We start from the raw sequence: 19,874 nt of genomic DNA on the forward strand, positions 1-19,874 counted from the left end.
ATGAAAACCAAGATTCTACATATTATTAATGATCTTTCTCAGAACGGCGGTGCTCAGAAGTTCTTAGTCGACCTTGTTTTAGAACATAAGCCTGAATACGAAATCAAAATTTTGGTCTTGTGTGATGAAAATGATTACTTACCAACGCTATCCGCCCAAGGGATAGAGTGTTTTAACTGGCGCACTTTGTCATTGAGTGAGAAATACTGTTTGCTACGTTGGCCGCATGTCGTTCACGGGCACCTCTACCCTTCCATTTATCTAGCGCTATTGGCGGTAGGTAAAAAACGAATCCAGACTGAGCACTGCTCTTACAACCGTCGACGTGACTATCCGTTGTTTAAGTTCATGGAGTACGTCTTATATTGGGGCCACGACTTGACGGTCAGTATTAGTGAAAAAGTACAAGATGAACTGGTGAAGTTCATGCCTCGCTACCAACATAAATATCACGTGGTGCACAATGGCGTTGATTTAAAAAGGTTTCCTATGATGCCGAAGAGCGCCAGCCACCTGTTCGACAAACCAGTCATCAAGATTGGAATGGTGGGCCGACTTCACCAACATAAAGATCATGAAACGCTTATCCAAGCACTTGTCCATTTACCAAGACGATACGAGCTCCATCTTGCTGGAGATGGCGAAAAAAAATCGCCACTGCAAGCATTGGCAACAAAGCTCAACGTCACGCAACGTGTTCACTTTCATGGGGTAGTTTCTGATGTTCCAGCGTTTTTGAACGACATGGACATTTACGTGCAATCATCGCATGTCGAAGGCTTTGGCTTGGCGGCGGTTGAGGCCATGGCAGCAGGCTTACCCGTATTATCATCGGACGTACCCGGTTTGGATGACGTCACCGGACGTGCCGAATATTTATTTCAGGTTGGTAACTCAAATGAGCTGAGCCAGAAAGTGCTCCAGCTGTGTGAAAGTGTTGAGCGGTATGACGCTGCAAGTCAATACTCAGTCAATAGGGCCTCTCTCTACACCATCGATAAATTTCGTGAAGGTTACTATGGAATCTACCAGCAGCTTTGCACCAACAAATAGCTCCGCGCCATCGAGCCATCGAGCCTCATGGTTTGCAGCATGCCTATTAGCATTGTTCTTTATTCCTATGAAGTTTCGTGCTGGAGGAATAGCACTAGCACCATCAGACATCGTAAGTCTTTTGTCCATTGGTTTTACAGCGTTAGTGGTATTGGAAGGAAAAGCTGAAAAACTCATGCATCCCTGCATGGGGTTCCTCGTATTGTTCACTGGGTATGTGTTCTTAAATGGCCTGCTAAATCGCGTCCCCCTAATGCCGCTAGTTATAGAAACCGTGCAATGGCTGGCGATTCTCTGCTTGCTTAGCCTAATGTACGCCTATGGCGTGTTTGATGATGAATGGGTAATGGTTTATTTCACTTATCTGCTGTTTTTCATCTGTACGCTCGTTGCCTTATGGCACTTTGCTCAAGGCTATCAAAGCGGGTTTAAGTTACTCGGGGTAAGTAAATACGGGTTCGGTGTACTTTGCTCACTACTGTACCTTTATCGGGATAAAATTCGCGCTTTCCACCTTTTGATGCTCGTTGCTTTGGTATTACTGGTGTTGTCGCAAGAAAGAAAAGCACTACTTGGTTTTTGTCTGCTTTTCTTCTTTGACCAGCTGCTCGTAAAAAACCTGATGAGAAAATCGCTTAATGAAACGTATACGTGGACCATTTTATTGGCCTTAAGCTTTATGGTGTTCACTGCCGTCGCAACTACACTCTATGTTGGGTTTGAAACGTTAGCAGACACATTGGAAATAACCCAAGAAGACGTCTTATTTGCCAACCAAAGTGAAGCTCGCTGGGTGTCGAACCTTCATAGAAAACTCTTACTTGCCAATGGGTTAGATATTTTACTTCAACACCCTATTTTAGGTGTCGGCGCGAAGATGCTGCCCAACTTTATGATCAGTTACTTTAACTATGATGAGCTGGCGATCTACACCCACAACTTTGTGTTAGATACCGCAATTGAATACGGGTTGCTCGGTATCGCCCTATTATTTGGTGGTTATTTTCTTTTTATTCGCTTTTGCTTCCGTAGTCTCAATGACAACAGGAAAAGCCTCTTACTCGCGATATACGCCCTCATCATGGTGTTCTTCGTTGCGGTAAATACCACCATCATTTTAATACTCTTATTACCCGTCATGATAAGCATGAGCCGCGAGTCAAAGGTCAACACCATTGCTCATACTTTTCCGGTAAACCATCACCACGAATTTGAATAATCAAGGATAGGATAGATGAAGTATTCAATCTCTCGACAATTTGACAAGAACCGAGAACTCCAAGCTGACAATTTTGTTTTAGTTTACCAAATGGGCAAAGTTGGCTCATCGTCAATTGAGCACACGCTGGGAGAAAGAAATATCCCAAGCTATCACATCCACACCTTTGATGATCACGAAGAATTTCACATGTATCACAATAAAAAAGACGTGAGTAAATTTTTCGATTTCAAAAACCGTGCGCTCTACCGCTTAGTGCTCAAGCAACGAAAACGTATCTTACAAAAACGCGAACAAATCAAAATCGTCACACTGGTCCGCGATCCAATCGCAACAGTCTTTTCTCGTTTCTTTCAAGACCTCCATTTGCAATTTATCGAAGGCAAAAAGAATGACGCAATTCACCGAGATATGGCAGTCACGTATCAGCACCTCGAACATTGTTTCGATAACTATATCAATCTCAACTATTTTGCGGACTGGTTCGACAACGAGTTAAAACGTAACTTCAATATCGATGTGATGCGTCAAGAACTGGACAACACTCAACCTTTCTTCACATTCAAGAACGAGCAAGCCAACGTCATGCTAATCAAATGCGAAAAGCTCAGTTCTCTCGATAAAGAAATTGGTGAGTTTCTCGGGCTGCAAGACTTCGTGCTGAAAAACAGCAATGAAGCGAAAAACAAGTGGTACTCCAATATCCACCAGCACTTTAAGCATCACTACGACTTTTCAAAGCTGTTCTATATGTACGATCTTCCCTTATATCGCCACGTTTATTCAGAACAAGAACGTGATGCTTTCAAGCATAAATGGATGCAGACAGCAGGAACAAAATCATCATGAAAAAAGTGCTCCATATTACAGAAGCCTTCGGAGGTGGCGTTCAAACAGCCCTCTATAGTTATGCTCACTCCTCTCGAGATGAGCCCTATCAACATTTCTTGCTAGCCAGAGCTCGAGAAAACGACTTAACCAATGAGAACAACCATCATATTTTCACACAGACCAAATGGGTGGAAGGCGGCTTACTTCAATTTGTTCGCGATGCAAACCACATGATTGCATCACTTGCGCCTGACGTTGTGCATTTGCACTCGAGTAAAGCGGGATTTCTCGGGCGATTTCTAAAACTTGGCAAGGCGCGCTTGGTTTACACTCCGCACTGTTATGCTTTCGAACGTGAAGATATCTCCGAATTCGCGCGCCAGCTCTATAAAGCGCTAGAGAAAGTAAAACTAAGCAAAATTGATGTGGTGGCAGGCTGTAGCCAACGAGAATGTGACCTAGCCATTAGCATTGGTGCGAAACGTGCCGAGCTGCTCAATAACTACGTGTCTTATCAAAGTGAAGAGCGTTTAGGGCGAAACAGACAAGAAGCGCTGCGACTTGTTGTGCTTGGTCGTGTTGCGCCCCAAAAGGATCCACAATTTCTCATCGACACATTGCAACACCTTAGTCGATATGCGCTTAACCGCCCATTAGATATCACTTGGATAGGTGGCGGTGACTACACACTTGAACAAAAATTGCGTACAGAAAATGTGGATGTGACTGGCATGTTGCCTCGTGATGAGGTGGTTAAAAAGCTCAAGGGTTCAGACCTTTACTTACATACTGCAGCATGGGAAGGGATGCCGTTAACTATTCTAGAAGCAGCCAAATTACATCTTCCTATGGTGATTCGAACTATCGGCGCGACCCAAGATCTCAACTACCCATTTTTAGCGCTAACACCTGAAGAAATGGCCAAGCAGATCGCGCACTGTGTCAATTATTATGATGAAATTGATTTTTGCCAATATACAACAGCGTTAAACGACGCTTTCAGTGAAGAAAAACAGCGCCTCGCACTCAATAATATTTACGGTTAAATACCTCTATGTTTCACACTATTCAACAAAAATTACTGTTGATGCCCAGCGGTAAAAAAAGCTTGCTATCTACTGGATTGAAAACCGCAATCACGCGTGTGTTGAGTGCGCTATTTGCTTTTTTACTGACACTGATTGTATCAAAGACCAGTGACGCTTCGACTTCCGGTCAATTTTTCTTTTTATTCAACCTAGTCTCACTACTCGCGATCGTTTCTCAGCTAGGTTTTGATGTCTCATTAGTTCGCTACAATGCGATCGCCTTTAACAACAAAGAGACACTTCAACAAAGCCACAACTATAAAACGGCACTTTATCGAAGTATGGCGTTTTGCTTGCTAGCCATGGCCGTTTTGTTGGTAGGATTTAATCTGTTTCCTGAACAGCTAAACCAGACCCAATCGCCAATGCATGCGATTACTTTAGGCTTGTTCTGCATACCGTTTTTGGTGCTTGCACAGACCAACAGTCGTGTGCTTCAAGCATGTAGAAAGGTCGTGTCATCACTGTTTGCTTTACAGCTTGGCGTGAGTATGTTGATGGTCTTTTTTGTCTTTGGCTTGGACTATATCGGTCAGCAAAATATCAACAATCTGATGACCGCACTGCTTCTGGCGAGTGTGGGCGTCGCGGTAATATCCAGTGTTAATTGGCTAGGTTCAGGTCAGTATCAGACATCAGCTTTCGTACCAAACAAAAAAATGGTCGCTTCTGCCAAGCAAGTCTGGATTGGCAGTATCTTCACGAACGTCCTTCAATGGGGAAGCCTTGTCATTGCGGGCTTTTTTATCTCAACAGCGGAACTCGGTTTATTAGCCGCAGCTCAACGTACATCACTGCTGATTGGCTTTGTGCTGATTACCATTAACTTTGTGGTCGCTCCTATGTTTGCCTCTCTCTACAAAGAACGTCAAATGATCAAACTGCAAAGCCTTAGCCGTTTAGCTTGCCGAGCCAACGTTGGTTTGGCCATTGTGCCCGTGATTATTTGCACTCTATTCCCAGAGTTTGTGATGCAGTTTTTTGGTGAAGAGTTTCTTGCTGCTGCGCCACTGTTAGTCGTCCTGTCTTTAGGGCAGTTAGTCAATGTTGCGACTGGCTCTGTAGGTTTTTTATTACTCATGAGCGGTCACGAAAGAACCATGAAATACATTACAATTTCCTCCGGCACAATTTCTATCTGCTTGCTCATTGCGCTTTGCCAAACGTTCGGTGTTATTGGTGCAGCATGGGCGATGGCAATTGGCATGGCAATTCAGAATCTAGCAGCGTTGTACTTTGTAAAACGTTACTTAGGCTTCTTTCCAATAGGTTAATTATGGTTTCAATACTGACACGGATAAGTTTTGTTTTCGTTCTGACGCTTACGGCTTCACTCTCTTTGTGGAAAAGCTCTGACTTACACCATGCCACTTACCTGCAAATGGAAACCTACTTAGGTGGATCGAGTACGCTTCACTTTACTTTCAGTTTATTGATCGGCTTTTTATCGGTCTTCACCTTCCCCTCTTTAGTAAGTTCAAGTAAAGCCGACGTCTTTGGCATCCGCCTTTTGCTACTGCTGTTGGCTATCGTTTCAATGGAAGAAATAAGCCAACTTTTTATTCCAAGTCGCTCATTTAGTTTTGATGATCTCAGCACCAACTGGATAGGCATTATCTTGGGTTACTTTAGTGCCAAGTTGATTCGCGTCCTGCGCACTCGCTCGTTCTCTTGAAATAAGCACCTCAAGGTTATTTGGGTATATAATTACGCCAAACAATCAGACTAACGAGTACATCATGTCATCTCACCCAACCAAAATTACCTTTTTTGAATTCTTAACCCCGTTGATCACATCAGGCAAAAAAACGATTACGATTCGAGATGAATCAGAAAGCCACTACGTTCCAAATACAGAAGTCGAAGTTTTTACGCTAGAGACGGATCGTAAAGTCTGCAACATCAAAATACGCTCTGTAGAACCACTCAACTTTGAAGATATCAATGAGTTTCATGCTGAACAAGAAGCCATCGAACTGCCAAAACTCAAGCAGTTAATTCGAGAAATCTACCCAAACACCGACACGCTATTTGTGATTGAGTACGAGCTAATCAAATAACCCACAACAAACACTAGACGACTGGTCTAATTCATTCTATAGTACGCTTCATGAACGCAAAGACGAACGACACACGCCAACATATTCTCGACGTCGGATACGAGTTAATCGTAAACCGAGGGTTTACGAGTGTTGGCCTTTCAGAGCTTTTAAAAAAGGCCGCGGTGCCGAAAGGCTCGTTTTATCATTACTTCAAATCCAAAGAACAATTTGGTGAAGAGATGATTCAAGACTACTTTACTAAGTATTTTGAGCGTTTAAACGCACGCTTTACCAATACCGATCTGAATGGCTACCAACGCCTGATGAGCTACTTTGAAGAAATGGTCAAAGTAGAAGACGACGTATGTAATGCGAACAAATGTTTGTTGGTCAAGTTAAGTGCGGAAGTCTCCGATCTCTCAGAGCCCATGCGTCTAGCGTTACGCCAAGGTGCAGACAAAACCATTCAAGCAATGGCGGATTGCATTGACGTAGGCATTCAAGATGGCTCTATCCCAAATGGTGACAGTGCTTTATTGGCAAGGCAGATATACTACCTTTGGAACGGCGCAAGCTTGCTGAACAAACTGTATCAAGATCAGGCAGCATTAACGCAAAGTCTGACCTATACTCAACATCTACTGCAAAACACGCGAACTTGCCCATAGTAGGTAGCGTAAAAGTAAGATGAACACCCTACATGTGTTTCACAGTTGGTAATAACTCCTGTGATTGCACAATACACCTTCCCGCTCTATGAGCGGGATATTTTGAAATCAAAACTAGACGACCGGTCTAATCAATAAGTGAGATAAATATGACTAACGCAACAAATCGCAGAATCGTACTCGCGTCACGTCCCCACGGTGCACCAACAAAAGAAAACTTTCGTCTAGAAGAAGTGGCGAAACCGACTCCTCAAGATGGTGAGATGCTACTGAGAACCGTTTACTTATCTCTCGACCCATACATGCGCGGTCGCATGAGCGATGCCGAGTCATACGCCGATCCTGTTGCGGTTGATGACGTAATGATCGCTGGCACAGTTTGTCAGGTAGAAGCATCGAACCACCCAGATTATGAAGCGGGTGAATGGGTTCTTGCATACACTGTTGGCTGGCAAGACTACGCCATCTCAACTGGTGAGATGGTGATTAAACTTGGCAAAGAACCACAAAACCCATCATACGCTCTAGGTGTTGCTGGCATGCCAGGTTTTACCGCGTATATGGGCTTGCTCGATATCGGTCAGCCAAAACCAGGTGAAACCATTGTGGTAGCGGCCGCGACAGGCCCTGTGGGCGCGACCGTTGGTCAAATTGGCAAAATCAAAGGTTGCCGAGTTGTTGGTATTGCAGGCGGAGAAGAAAAGTGCCGTTACGCCAAAGAAGTCCTTGGCTTCGATGAATGTATTGATCACAAAGCTGACGACTTTGCAGAGCAGTTGAAAAACGCCTGTGACCAAGGTATCGATGTTTACTTCGAAAACGTAGGTGGCAAAGTATTCGAAGCTGTAATGCCACTTCTGAATACCAGCGCACGTATCCCACTTTGTGGTTTGATTTCTCAGTACAACGCAACAGAACTGCCTGAAGGTACCGACCATCTTCCATTATTAATGGGTAAGCTGCTGACTAAACGAATCAAGGTGCAAGGCTTCATCATTTTTGATGACTACGGACATCGTTACGGTGAATTTGCGCAAGATATTAATCAATGGTTGGCAGAAGGAAAGATCCAATACCGTGAACATCTAGTACAAGGACTGGAGAATGCACCAGAAGCATTTATCGGTCTGTTGGAAGGTAAGAACTTCGGCAAGCTTGTAGTACAGATTAACGACCCATTATAAGGAAGGGATAAATAAATGATTAAACTTCACCATCTCAATCAGTCTCGCTCAAAGCGCATCATTTGGTTACTTGAAGAGCTAAATGTGGATTACGAAATCGTGCCTTATGTTCGTGACAAAGTGACCTTCATGGCACCGCCTGAGCTAAAGAGCGTTCATCCGCTTGGTAAATCGCCCCTGCTTGAAGATGATGGCGAGTTCATCATTGAATCTGGCGCGATGACCGAATATTTGATTGAGAAGTACAGTGATGGTGCGTTGGCTCCTGAGCGTGGGACGAAGGCGCACACTGAGTACCTACAATGGATGCACTTTGCTGAAAGTTCAGCAATCTTACCAATGTTGTTAAAAATCTTTATTAGCAAAGAGCCAAACGAAACTCAATTTCTATCAGGCTATGCTGACAAAGAAGCGATGAACGTTCTGGGTTATTTCGAGCAATCGCTAGAAGGCAAAACTTACCTAGTAGAAGAACGTTTAACTGGCGCAGACATCATGATGTCATTTATTGTCGAGCTCGTGCATAAGTTCGGTTTGGCTGGTCACTTCCCGAATATTGAGCGTTATGGAAAACAACTCGCAACGCATCCAGCGTTTGAAAAAGCTGAGCAAATTGAAGTGAAGTACTCCTAATCATTCCGCCCCTTTGATGTTCAGTAAAGCGATATCAAAGGGGCGATTTCCGACATTAGCCTTGTCAACAAAGCGCAATTCATGCAAATGCCAGCGTGCTCTTTTTACCCTTTTCGCCAATACGTTAATAAACCAATCATAAAAATCAGCTAAGAATTTGATTCTAAGTTACTTTTCATCATCGTTACCACCTATTGAATTGATAAGCAGTATCAGTTTTTGCTTCCAGCTTTTCCGTAATAATCTTCTCTTCAGTTGCTAAGGTATTGATCCCTGGAGGGGAAGAAAAATGACAAATAAGAAATTAACCACCGCCGCAGGCTGTCCTGTCGCCCATAATCAAAATGTGATGACTGCAGGTCCTCGTGGTCCCCAACTACTGCAAGACGTTTGGTTCCTTGAAAAACTGGCACACTTTGACCGCGAAGTGATTCCTGAGCGTCGTATGCACGCCAAAGGCTCAGGCGCTTACGGCACCTTTACTGTGACTCATGACATCACAAAATACACTCGCGCGAAGATCTTCTCGGAGATTGGTAAAAAGACCGAACTATTTGCTCGCTTTACCACCGTTGCGGGGGAGCGCGGTGCCGCAGATGCAGAGCGCGACATCCGTGGTTTTGCGCTAAAGTTTTACACCGAAGAAGGCAACTGGGACTTGGTTGGTAACAACACGCCAGTGTTCTTCCTCCGTGATCCACTAAAATTTCCAGATCTAAACCACGCGGTGAAACGCGATCCACGCACCAACATGCGCAGCTCGACAAACAACTGGGATTTTTGGACATCACTACCAGAAGCATTCCACCAAGTTACGATCGTTATGAGTGATCGTGGTATTCCAGCGTCTTACCGTCATATGCACGGCTTCGGTAGCCACACATTCAGCTTTATCAACGCAGAAAACGAACGTTACTGGGTGAAATTCCACTTTAAAACTCAGCAAGGCATCAAAAACCTGACTGACCAAGAAGCAGAAGCGATCGTAGGTAAAGACCGCGAAAGCCATCACCGTGACCTTTACGAAGCGATTGAGCGTCAAGACTTCCCTAAATGGAAGATGTACGTACAGATCATGCCTGAGCTAGGAGCGGATGAAGTGAACTTTAACCCGTTCGATCTAACAAAAGTATGGTCACAAAAAGATTATCCATTGATCCCAGTAGGCGAGTTTGAACTGAACCGTAACCCAGAAAATTTCTATGCGGAAGTTGAGCAATCCGCATTTAACCCGGCAGCTATCGTTCCTGGAATTGGCTTCTCGCCAGACAAAATGCTGCAAGGCCGTCTGTTTGCATACGGAGATGCGCAGCGTTACCGCCTAGGTGTAAACCATCACCAAATTCCAGTTAACGCGCCTCGTTGTCCGGTACACAGCTACCACCGCGATGGCGCAATGCGCGTTGATGGCAACTTTGGTTCAACACTAGGTTACGAGCCAAACTACAAACAAGAATGGGCAGAGCAACCAGATTATTCTGAGCCACCTCTACGCATCAACGGCAATGCTGATCATTACGATCACCGTGTAGACGAAGACTACTTCAGCCAAGCGGGTGACCTATTCCGTCTTATGAGCGAAGAACAGCGTCAAACTCTGTTCGACAACACCGCTCGTGCAATGGATGGTGTGCCAGACTTCATCAAAGAACGTCACGTTAACCACGCCTACCAAGCGGACGAAGCTTACGGCAAAGGCCTTGAGATTGCGCTAGGCTTAAACAAGTAAACGGACACTGCACCAGCAAATGCTGTGATAAGTAGACATAAAAAAGGAGGTGCCCCAAAGCACCTCCTCATTCAAGTTCGTTAGTCACACACTAATGTTCAAGGGGAACGATTGTGATCAACTTAAATTTCTTCAAGCTCTTTGATACCAAAGAACTGTTTATCTACTACTGATTCTTAGCCACGGCTTTAATCAGAACAGATGTATCCATGCGACCTAAACCATCGCGTTGAAGGTCTGCGTATTGCTCATCCACTTTTTTAGTTAGTGGGAGCTCCAGACCCACTCGCTCTGCTTCTTGCAGACAGAAGCCTAAGTCTTTGCGCATCCAATCAATCGCGAAGCCAAAATCAAACTGATCTTCCGCCATCGTCTTGGCGCGGTTTTCCATTTGCCATGACCCTGCAGCACCGTGCTTGAGTGTTTCAACTACTTGTTCAATATCCAAACCTGATTTCTGCGCAAGTAACAACGCTTCGCTCAAGCCTTGAAGCACACCACCAATACAGATTTGGTTTACCATTTTACAACGTTGACCTTGGCCATTTTCACCCAGAAGTGTCATTTGCTTCGCATATACGTCCATCACTGGAGCAACACGATCAAAAATGCTTTGTTCACCACCACACATGATGGTTAGAACACCATTTTCTGCGCCTGCTTGACCACCAGATACCGGAGCATCAATGAAGTGATTGCCATATTTGGTACAAGCATCGGCCAATTCAACGGCTAAATCAGCGGAAGTCGTGGTGTGATCAACCAGTACCGCGCCTGCTTTTAGACCGACTAGAATCCCTTCTTCACCGTATACAACGCTGCGCACGTCATCGTCATTACCGACACAAGTAAATACGATATCGCAACCTTCTGCCGCTTCTCGCGGTGTCTCACACGCAATACCGTTGTATTCTGCAGCCCATTTATCAGCTTTGGCTTTAGTGCGGTTATATACTTTGGTTTCATATCCCGCTTTGCTCAAATAGCCCGCCATTGGGTAACCCATAACACCCAAACCAATAAATGCTACTCGTTGTTTTTCCATTGCACGCTTCCCTTAGTTCACCTGACTGAAATGTTTTGTAGCATGCTACTAAAGAATTGAAAACATTACTCGTGATTTATCCTTCACTCGCGGCACAAATAAAAGCGAACCGCGATGTCGGAGTAAATACCAAAAGCATTCATCAGGGTCATCGAGGAGACATTTCTCAGAAGTTAAATGTTAAGACACTCTACGAGCTTGCAACAAAGCCGTAGCGTTCAACATGGCATCCTTGGTACTGACATCCAAGACTTGGATCTTTCGAAAACGTTCCGGTTCTTTAATCGCCACATCGTGAGCAAAAATCACAAACTTCGCTTTCTCGATGTCTTTCTCGGTAATTCGGTTGATGACGCCATTCGCGCCTTGGGTTTCGACTTTAATCTTAATGCCGAGTGCACACGCTGCTTTTTCCAATGACTTCGCCGCTAAGAACGTATGTGCCACACCTGATGGACAAGATGTAACCGCCAAAACATCCGCCTCACCTTCGCCTTGAACGGAACCATATACTTGAGAATGACCTTTGTAGCTTTCATCTTCGGTGACGGTTTTCTTTAGTGCAATCACGATCAACGCCGTGGTAACAGAGCCCGCAATCGTGCCGATGACGTAACCAATTTTTCCATCCACAACAGGGAGAACAATCCAACCGCCCCACGGTGCATGGTTCATTACGTGGAACATAAAGCCAATCACGTTACCAACGATACCACCCGCCACAATAGCGGGTAATACTCGTGCAGGGTCGCCAGCGGCAAAAGGAATCGCACCCTCGCTAATACCGATCATCCCCATAATACCTGCGGCTTTCCCCGCTTCGCGTTCATCTCGCTTGAATTTACTCGGCGCCAAAAACGTGGCTAGTGCCATACCCAATGGCGGCGTACAAATCGCAATACCGACCCCGCCCATCAACCATGGTTGCGTGTTCACTTGGGTTTGAGCAAACAACGTCGCCACTTTGTTAATTGGGCCGCCCATATCAAACGCGGTCATTGCCCCAAGCACAGTTCCGAGCATCACTTTGCCTGACCCCGCCATGCCCGTCAGCACCTCGTTCATGGTGGTCATTGCGCTGGCTATCGGAGCACCTATCACCCACATCACCGCGCCGCAAGTAACAAACGTACCGACTAGCGGATAAATAAAAATCGAGCCAAGCGAACTCATGCTGTCTGGTAGCTGAATTTTCTTTAATAGCCAAACGACAAAGCCAGCAAAAAAGCCGACCACAATCGCACCTAAAAAACCCGTATTGTAATGACTTACCGCAATCCAAGATCCAATCATACCCGGCGCAAGGCCCGGCTTGTCGGCAATAGAATAAGCAATGTAACCACCAAGAACGGCAGTAAACAATGTCAGACCAGCAATCCCCATTTGGGCAATATCGGCCAGAATGCCCTCTTGTGGTACACCACCGTGACCAGAGATCATCACCGACAACGACAACAACACACCGCCCGCAACGATAAACGGGATCATGTGAGATGTGCCAAACAGCAGGTGCTCTTTAATGCGACCAAGTTTTTGCGCCCAAGGGCTTAGGGGTTCTGATGTAAATTCTAAAGAAGTTGGGAGAAATTCATTGGATTGGGTTTGAATATCAGTCAGCATCTCAAGCGCTTCTTCTCGCGATTGAGCCAACTTGAGCTTTTCAACAAAGCCGTCTTCGATAATTTTGGTGGAAATTTGTGCCAATACTTCAATGTGATGATGATCATCACCATCTGGGGACGCCAGCATGAAAAACACATCGGACAGCTCGCCATCTTCGGCGCCATAATCAATCCCATTACGGCTGATCCCGACCGCGACAGCCGGTTTCGCTACAGCATCACTTTTGGCATGAGGGATCGCAATACCATCATCAAATCCTGTGTTACCGATCTCTTCTCGTTTCCAGATATCTGCCAAGAACTGGCTTTGACTATTGAGCTTGCCGGCGGCCTCTAGCATCTCGACCAGCTCTTTGAGCGCTTCATCTTTGGTTTGAGCTTTTAGATCTAAACATATCGTTTCCAGCTCAATTAGGTTTGTGATGTCCATTGTTTTACCTTCCAATATTCACGCTCGAATATATACCCAAGTGAGTTTGAGATACAGGGTCCCCTGGCTCGTATGCGTTCCTACTCATTTTATTTGGGCATAGATTAACCAGTGCCTCCCCTTTGATATATAGGACTAAAAGTGCATTAACTGGATTAATGTAACATGAGATTCAAACTGTGATAGAGCTCTTGCGTTAATCCAGCTCAAATCAATTCAATCTGCGGTGGCTGTGCTAATATCCACAAAAAATAAAATGGATAGAACATGAAAATCGTAGCGGTGACAGCATGCCCTACAGGCATCGCTCATACTTATATGGCAGCAGATGCACTAATGAAAGCTGCGCCAAAACATAACGTGCAAATTAAAGTAGAAACGCAAGGTGCGATGGGGATAGAAAATCAGCTCACTCCTCACGATATCGCTCAAGCGGATCGGGTTTTGATCGTGTCGGATATTGAGATAGAACAACCAGGCCGATTCGAAGGGACGCGCAAAATTCAAATCCCCATTGAAGAGGTTTTGCTGAACGTCGACAAAGTATTCCTCGTCCACTGCCGCGACTAAATTTGCAGATGAACGAATACCAAATCACCTTTTTCGTCGATAATGCAAATGCCAGTGCACACCTTGCTCAGCCACTCAATCGAGTGGCAAAGAAGTTCAAAAGTACCTTACATATCATTAATGTAACGCAAAATCGTGTTGCGGAACTCACCAAGTCCGTGGCGATTTTGCAAGCAGGTCTACAACAAGGTGATTTGTGTCAAATCACAGCGATTGGCATTGACGCAGAGCTGGCCTGCTTCGTCATCAAAGACATGATTGCTGAGCACTTTACTGTGGTGGGCTCTCATATCAACTATGAGTTTTCTAGCCAACTGGCCGAGCGTTTACCACAAATTTGCCCACCTTGTGAAATCAAATGGCAGTACGCCAAAGCGCATACCGAGCTCACCAAGTTTGAATGCCTTAAAGGACTAGCTCAGCTCATCCACCCCATTCATCCCGACGAACTGATTCTTGCTTTTATTAAACGTGAAGAACGTTCATCAACTTGCGTGACTCCGGGGATCGCTCTCCCACATGTGATGTTTTCAGGTGTTGACCATATTTCCATTGCCGTTATTGCGAATGAAAAGTCGATGGATTGGGCTTCGAAGATGGGTGATGTTCATCTGGCTATAGCACTGGTGATTCCAGAAAAGCCGACCCGAGAACAGATCATTGCGGCCACTAACCTCACACGAAATCTGCTTACCGATCAAATGGCGGAACGCCTACTACTAACAAAAAGCAGCGTCGACTTACAAGCGCTGCTGATGTACGCCATGTCGAGGCTGCTTGCCTAAACTTTTCTATGATTTACGCTCTCTGACTGAAGGCTTAAATCGAACCACGATATTCCGTCGGCGTTCTGCCTGTACGGTTCTTAAATACTCGGCAGAAATAGTTCACGTCTTTAAATCCACAGCGCACTGACACGTCATTGAGTTTGAAGTTGTATTTCTTGAGCATAAACTTCGCGCGATCCACGCGTACCCAAGTAATGTAGTCTGCCAAGGTCATGTGCCCCTGCTGACGGAACAAGCGCGACAAATGGTTCGAGGAAATACTGAATCTCGACGCAATGCTGTCACGCGTGATTGGGCGATGGAAGTTCTCTTGAATGTAGATGCAGATCCCTTGATAGAGATCTTGCACACGGCTATGTGACTGCTGCTCGACTGGCGCATCCAACATCGTCTTCGCGTATTGCAGCAATGCTTGCAGTAAAAGCTCATCCATTGGTTTTTTAGTATTCTCACGAGCCAGTGAGCTCAACGCTTCTAAGATGTTATCTATCGCAAATCCTGAGCGCGTTTGGATGCTATGCTTTTGAATATCATAAAAGTTTGCCTCACCTTTGCGTTTGCTCACCAAACTCAACCCAAGTTGTCGACGCCCAAACAAAATACTTAACACTGAGCAATCGGTATCCCAGTCTGGTTTATTCCAACAGTTAGGTGGAATAAATATCGCGTCGCCTTTTTTAGCAACGATGTGCGTTACTTTTCGATCATGACTTTCCATTTCATTAATATATTCCCCATCCAGAACTAACTCTAGGCGAGGGAAATTAACTTGATAGCTAAATTCAGGCGGCGTATGAAAATCTCCTGCAAACCAAATATTATGAAATGGCTCTCTTTCATTTAATACCGCTGAAATTAAATCATGAAAAATCATTGTCTCACACTCTATATATGCATCAATGATGCTATTTACTATAGATATACACCGGACTGGACTTTTGTGCTATTGAGCAAAATCACACTTCCATTTTAATGTTACAAAAATCCAGTTAACGCATCAAATCTCCAGTAAAAAAAACTCTATCAACAACACTCAATCCCTTTTCAAGTGGGAGCGAGGCCACATTTCACTTATCGTTTAGCTTCTTATCCATCATGTCACAGATATGCAGCTAGATTTGTCCAGTGAACGATCTAAATCACACTATAGTTAGTCGGTTACAATCCTCCAGTAAATGCATTTTTTCTTCACTACAGTCTTTTTCTCACTAATTTAAAAATATCCCTGAAATAAAAATTATATTTATAGGGGTTCTACAATGATCACCAAACTAATAAATGAAGACTTAATTAAGCTTGATCTTAAAGCGTCTTCAAAAGAAGACGTATTTAAAGAACTGGTTGCCGTTCTTCATGCCCAAGGTCGTATTTCTGACCAAACACAATTTCTTGCAGATATAAAAGCACGTGAAGAATTAGGAAATACTGGATTTGAAGATGGCGTGGCAATTCCACACGCGAAAAGCGCCGCTGTGATTGAACCAGCGGTTGTGATCGGCGTAAGCAAATCAGGTATCGAATACGGCGCGGAAGACGGCTTGCCTTCAAAACTGTTCTTCATGATAGCTTCTCCAGACGGTGGCGATAACCACCATATCGAAGTACTTGCAGAACTGTCTTCAAAATTGATTGAAGATGGTTTCATCGATGCGTTCTTAGGCGCAACAAACAGCCACGACGCACTGGCACTCCTTCTTGCTAAAGAAGAACCGCAACCAGTGACAGATGCTCCAGCAAACCAAGGTTTCATCATTGGTGTTACTGGTTGTCCTGCTGGCGTTGCCCACACGTACCTAGCGGCGGAAGCGTTAGAGAAAGGTGCAGCGGCGATGGGTTACGAAATCAAGGTTGAAACGAACGGTTCAATCGGTGTGAAAAACAGCCCAACCGCAGAAGAAATCGAGCGTGCAGACGCAATCATCGTGGCATGTGATAAGCAAGTCGACATGAACCGCTTCGCGGGCAAACGCGTGGTTAAAACCAACGTAAAAGCCCCAATCCGCGATGCTCAAGGACTGATTAATGAAGCGTTAAGTGCTCCGACATACCAAGCAGAAGCAAGCAGCAATGCGCAAACTTCTGTTGCAAACAAAGCCTCTCAGGCTCGCTCTGACCTTTACCGCTACTTGATGAACGGCGTATCACACATGATCCCCTTCGTCGTAACGGGGGGTCTGTTGATTGCACTTGCTCTTGCAATCGGCGGTCAGCCAAGTAAAGCCGGCATGGCCATCCCTGAAGGCAGCATGTGGAACCAAATCCTCAACGTCGGTGTGGTTGCCTTTACGCTGATGATCCCAATCCTAGCCGGTTACATTGCTTACGCGATTGCTGACCGTCCTGCTCTGGCTCCTGGCTTGATCGGTGGTTGGATTGCAAACAACGGTTCTTTCTACGGCGCAGACGCAGGTACAGGCTTTATCGGTGCCATCATCGCTGGTCTGCTTGTGGGTTACTTCGTGAAGTGGATTACGTCGATTAACTACCACAAATTCATTCAACCTTTGGTGCCAATCATGATTGCGCCAATCACAGGTTCGTTGTTCATCGCAGGTCTTTTCATCTTCGTTATCGGCGCGCCAATCGCAAGCCTAATGGACGGCCTGACTGCGCTACTAACGAGCATGAGTACAGGTAACGTCGTTCTACTGGGTATCGTACTTGGAGGTATGGCTGGCTTCGATATGGGTGGCCCATTCAACAAGGTCGCATTCCTATTCTCTGTGGGCATGATTGCGAGCGGTCAAACTCAATTTATGGGTGCGATGGCATGTGCAATCCCAGTTGCACCTCTAGGTATGGCACTGGCAACAGCACTTGGTCGTAAGTTCGACCTGTTCGAAGAATCAGAAACCGAAGCGGGAAAAGCAGCAGGTGCAATGGGTCTGGTTGGTATCTCTGAAGGTGCGATTCCATTCGCAGCGCAAGATCCAATGTCAGTGATTCCAGCAAACGTACTTGGCTCAATGGTGGCGGCAGTAATGGCGTTCTCATTCGGCATTACTAACAGTGTTGCTCACGGCGGTCCAGTTGTCGCTCTACTTGGTGCGATGAACCACCCCGTCCTTGCTCTGATTTGTATGGCAGCTGGCGCAACGGTTACCGCAGTAACGTGTGTAACGCTGAAGAAAGTGCGTAAAGCAAAAATGATGCAAGCAGCCGCTTAATCATCCCCTTCCCCCAAATGGCTCCTATGGCTTGGGCAATGTCGCCTAAGCCATGATTTTCTCGCACGGTGACACTCTATGTCTGATTTAACGATGTCCGATACACAAACGATTCAAACTCAAGCTAAGCATCCGATGTTTTTCCTGATGAACAACGTGATTCAAAACTACGCTTGGGGCAGCACTACTTCTGTTAACCAACTGTTTGGCATTGAAAACCCAACGGGCGAACCACAAGCCGAAGTATGGATGGGCGCGCATCCAAACGGTTGCTCAGTGGTGATGGTAAACGGCGAGGAGACCAAACTCTCTTCACTGATTGCTCAAGACATGAATGCTTTTCTGAGTGAAGAAGTCGCAAACCGTTTTGGTGAACTTCCATACCTGTTTAAAGTGCTTGCTGCTGAGAAAGCGCTGTCGATTCAGGTGCACCCAAACAAGCAACAAGCAGAACTGGGTTTTGCACTGGAAGAAAAACAAGGCATTCCCCTAACCGCTGCAAACCGTAACTACAAAGATCCAAACCACAAACCAGAATTGGTTTACGCGCTAACCGAATACCAAGCGATGAATGGCTTCCGCCCAACAAGTGAAATCATCAGCTTCTTCTCTGAGCTGGCGATTCCTGAGCTGCAAGGCTTGGTGGATGATCTTATCGCAAACCAAACGCCAACGGGCTTGGCGACCTTCTTCTCGGGCCTACTGTCACTAGAAGGCGAGCAGAAAGGGATGTCGTTGACGGTGCTATTGGCTCAGGCTCGCATCACCGACTTACCTCTGTTCAACCTGATCTTGGAGTTAGAAACGCAATACCCGGGCGACATTGGTTTGTTTGCGCCCTTGCTACTCAACGTCATCACGCTGAAACCAGGCGAAGCGATGTTCTTGGATGCAGAAACGCCACACGCGTACTTGAAAGGTACGGGACTTGAGATCATGGCGAACTCAGACAACGTGCTACGCGCAGGTTTAACGCCGAAGTATATGGATGTAAAAGAACTCGTTGCATGCACACGCTTCGAAGAAAAACCATTCGACAGCCTATTGCTCGCACCAAATGAAATCGACGACATGTTGGAATACCCAGTTCCCGTCGACGATTTCAAATTCGCGATTGTAAAGCAGGCCAACCAACGAACACTTTATGTAAGAACCGCAGAAATCCTGTTGCCGCTAGATTCCCCGCTCGTGATTACACACGCAAATGGTAAAACATGTGTAGTAGACAAAGGCCAATCTGTTTTCATTCCGGCTTACGCAAAGCAATACACCTTGAATTGCGAAGGTCGCGTTGCACGGGCTTACAGTTAATATCGCTGATTAAGTTTGCATGTCGTTACTGCCAATAAGCAAAAAAGAGCAGAGAAACGTCTCTGCTCTTTTACTTAATATGCGCCTTTCCCGATAAATTCACGCAATAATCAAATTGTCTAGAAAGGTTTACTGCTTAGCGTGGAACATCGCTTGTCCACTTTTATCTTTATTCGACCAAAAGTTAATATTGAACTGTGCATCATCGCTCATTTCAATACGATGCCAATACTGTGGCGGGCTTGTCGCGAACTGACCTGCGTTGATCACGACGACCATTTCAGGCTCTGTCGCGAATTCATCAGCAAAACCATAGTAGGTGACTTGCCCCTCCATTACGCATAACTGCCCAAACACGCCTTCGGCTGTGTTGTGATGAGTTAGAAGAGCTGGAGGCACACTGCCTTTGGTAAAAAATGGCGTCGAACGTTGAACCGTCCAGTCTTTCGGAATACGAAGATGTGACATGGTTATACCCTCTTTGAATATAAAAT

General features: G+C 45.4%; 19 protein-coding genes. 15 read left to right on the forward strand and 4 right to left on the reverse strand.

Features of this window, described 5'->3' with window-relative positions:
- From L3V32_RS12325 to L3V32_RS12375, 11 genes are all read left to right on the forward strand, one after another.
- Nucleotides 1-1,053 carry a glycosyltransferase gene (locus L3V32_RS12325; RefSeq protein ID WP_237284388.1) on the forward strand — a complete coding sequence of 351 codons (1,053 nt, stop codon included), beginning with the start codon at nt 1-3 and terminating at the stop codon, nt 1,051-1,053.
- Complete coding sequence (locus tag L3V32_RS12330; RefSeq protein WP_237284389.1) at nt 1,019-2,272, forward strand: O-antigen ligase; 1,254 nt, start codon at nt 1,019-1,021, stop codon at nt 2,270-2,272. Before L3V32_RS12325 ends, L3V32_RS12330 begins: the two co-directional genes overlap by 35 nt.
- 15 nt (nt 2,273-2,287) lie before the next feature.
- Complete coding sequence (locus L3V32_RS12335) at nt 2,288-3,121, forward strand: putative capsular polysaccharide synthesis family protein (protein WP_237284390.1); 834 nt, start codon at nt 2,288-2,290, stop codon at nt 3,119-3,121.
- Nucleotides 3,118-4,149 (forward strand): glycosyltransferase family 4 protein, encoded by a 1,032-nt coding sequence (locus tag L3V32_RS12340; RefSeq protein ID WP_237284391.1) that lies wholly within the window; start codon nt 3,118-3,120, stop codon nt 4,147-4,149. Before L3V32_RS12335 ends, L3V32_RS12340 begins: the two co-directional genes overlap by 4 nt.
- Before the next feature lie 8 nt (nt 4,150-4,157).
- Entirely contained in the window at nt 4,158-5,465 is a 1,308-nt protein-coding gene (locus L3V32_RS12345; RefSeq protein ID WP_225461268.1) for an oligosaccharide flippase family protein, read from the forward strand.
- A 2-nt stretch (nt 5,466-5,467) separates the two neighbouring features.
- A complete protein-coding gene (locus L3V32_RS12350; protein ID WP_145472147.1) occupies nt 5,468-5,866 on the forward strand; it encodes a VanZ family protein in 399 nt (132 codons plus the stop codon).
- A gap of 64 nt (nt 5,867-5,930) precedes the next feature.
- Nucleotides 5,931-6,251 carry a N(4)-acetylcytidine aminohydrolase gene (gene yqfB / locus L3V32_RS12355; RefSeq protein WP_005392475.1) on the forward strand — a complete coding sequence of 107 codons (321 nt, stop codon included), beginning with the start codon at nt 5,931-5,933 and terminating at the stop codon, nt 6,249-6,251.
- Nucleotides 6,252-6,301: 50 nt separating this feature from the next.
- Entirely contained in the window at nt 6,302-6,901 is a 600-nt protein-coding gene (locus L3V32_RS12360; protein ID WP_237284392.1) for a TetR/AcrR family transcriptional regulator, read from the forward strand.
- Nucleotides 6,902-7,050: 149 nt separating this feature from the next.
- Complete coding sequence (locus tag L3V32_RS12365) at nt 7,051-8,085, forward strand: NADP-dependent oxidoreductase (protein ID WP_006742222.1); 1,035 nt, start codon at nt 7,051-7,053, stop codon at nt 8,083-8,085.
- A 15-nt stretch (nt 8,086-8,100) separates the two neighbouring features.
- On the forward strand, nt 8,101-8,718 hold the full coding sequence (locus L3V32_RS12370) for a glutathione S-transferase family protein (protein WP_006742223.1): 618 nt from the start codon (nt 8,101-8,103) through the stop codon (nt 8,716-8,718).
- Nucleotides 8,719-9,007: 289 nt separating this feature from the next.
- Nucleotides 9,008-10,447, forward strand: coding sequence for a catalase (locus tag L3V32_RS12375; RefSeq protein WP_237284393.1), 1,440 nt, complete (start codon nt 9,008-9,010; stop codon nt 10,445-10,447).
- Nucleotides 10,448-10,613: 166 nt separating this feature from the next.
- Here the strand turns inward: L3V32_RS12375 and L3V32_RS12380 are convergent, their stop codons facing one another.
- Together L3V32_RS12380 and L3V32_RS12385 are read right to left on the reverse strand one after the other, a co-directional pair.
- Nucleotides 10,614-11,492 (reverse strand): NAD(P)-dependent oxidoreductase, encoded by an 879-nt coding sequence (locus L3V32_RS12380; protein ID WP_104970214.1) that lies wholly within the window; start codon nt 11,490-11,492, stop codon nt 10,614-10,616.
- A 180-nt stretch (nt 11,493-11,672) separates the two neighbouring features.
- On the reverse strand, nt 11,673-13,544 hold the full coding sequence (locus tag L3V32_RS12385; RefSeq protein WP_237284394.1) for a fructose-specific PTS transporter subunit EIIC: 1,872 nt from the start codon (nt 13,542-13,544) through the stop codon (nt 11,673-11,675).
- Between the two features lie 267 nt (nt 13,545-13,811).
- Here L3V32_RS12385 and L3V32_RS12390 point away from each other — a divergent pair, with 267 nt between their 5' ends.
- On the forward strand, nt 13,812-14,114 hold the full coding sequence (locus L3V32_RS12390; protein ID WP_005463048.1) for a PTS fructose transporter subunit IIB: 303 nt from the start codon (nt 13,812-13,814) through the stop codon (nt 14,112-14,114).
- A gap of 8 nt (nt 14,115-14,122) precedes the next feature.
- Nucleotides 14,123-14,899, forward strand: coding sequence for a PTS sugar transporter subunit IIA (locus L3V32_RS12395; RefSeq protein WP_237284395.1), 777 nt, complete (start codon nt 14,123-14,125; stop codon nt 14,897-14,899).
- A gap of 34 nt (nt 14,900-14,933) precedes the next feature.
- Here the strand turns inward: L3V32_RS12395 and L3V32_RS12400 are convergent, their stop codons facing one another.
- On the reverse strand, nt 14,934-15,776 hold the full coding sequence (locus tag L3V32_RS12400; RefSeq protein ID WP_006742228.1) for a helix-turn-helix transcriptional regulator: 843 nt from the start codon (nt 15,774-15,776) through the stop codon (nt 14,934-14,936).
- 385 nt (nt 15,777-16,161) lie between these two features.
- Between L3V32_RS12400 and L3V32_RS12405 the strand changes: the two genes are divergently transcribed.
- A complete protein-coding gene (locus tag L3V32_RS12405; protein WP_237284396.1) occupies nt 16,162-18,069 on the forward strand; it encodes a fructose-specific PTS transporter subunit EIIC in 1,908 nt (635 codons plus the stop codon).
- Between the two features lie 78 nt (nt 18,070-18,147).
- Nucleotides 18,148-19,380: a mannose-6-phosphate isomerase, class I gene (gene manA, locus L3V32_RS12410; protein WP_237284397.1), complete on the forward strand. Its 1,233-nt coding sequence runs from the start codon at nt 18,148-18,150 to the stop codon at nt 19,378-19,380.
- Between the two features lie 129 nt (nt 19,381-19,509).
- Here manA and L3V32_RS12415 read toward each other — a convergent pair whose 3' ends face one another.
- On the reverse strand, nt 19,510-19,848 hold the full coding sequence (locus L3V32_RS12415; protein ID WP_006742231.1) for a DUF1971 domain-containing protein: 339 nt from the start codon (nt 19,846-19,848) through the stop codon (nt 19,510-19,512).
- Nucleotides 19,849-19,874: the final 26 nt, after the last annotated feature.

The sequence above is a fragment of the Vibrio sp. J2-4 genome, assembly GCF_021728155.1.
Classification (GTDB): domain Bacteria; phylum Pseudomonadota; class Gammaproteobacteria; order Enterobacterales; family Vibrionaceae; genus Vibrio; species Vibrio diabolicus.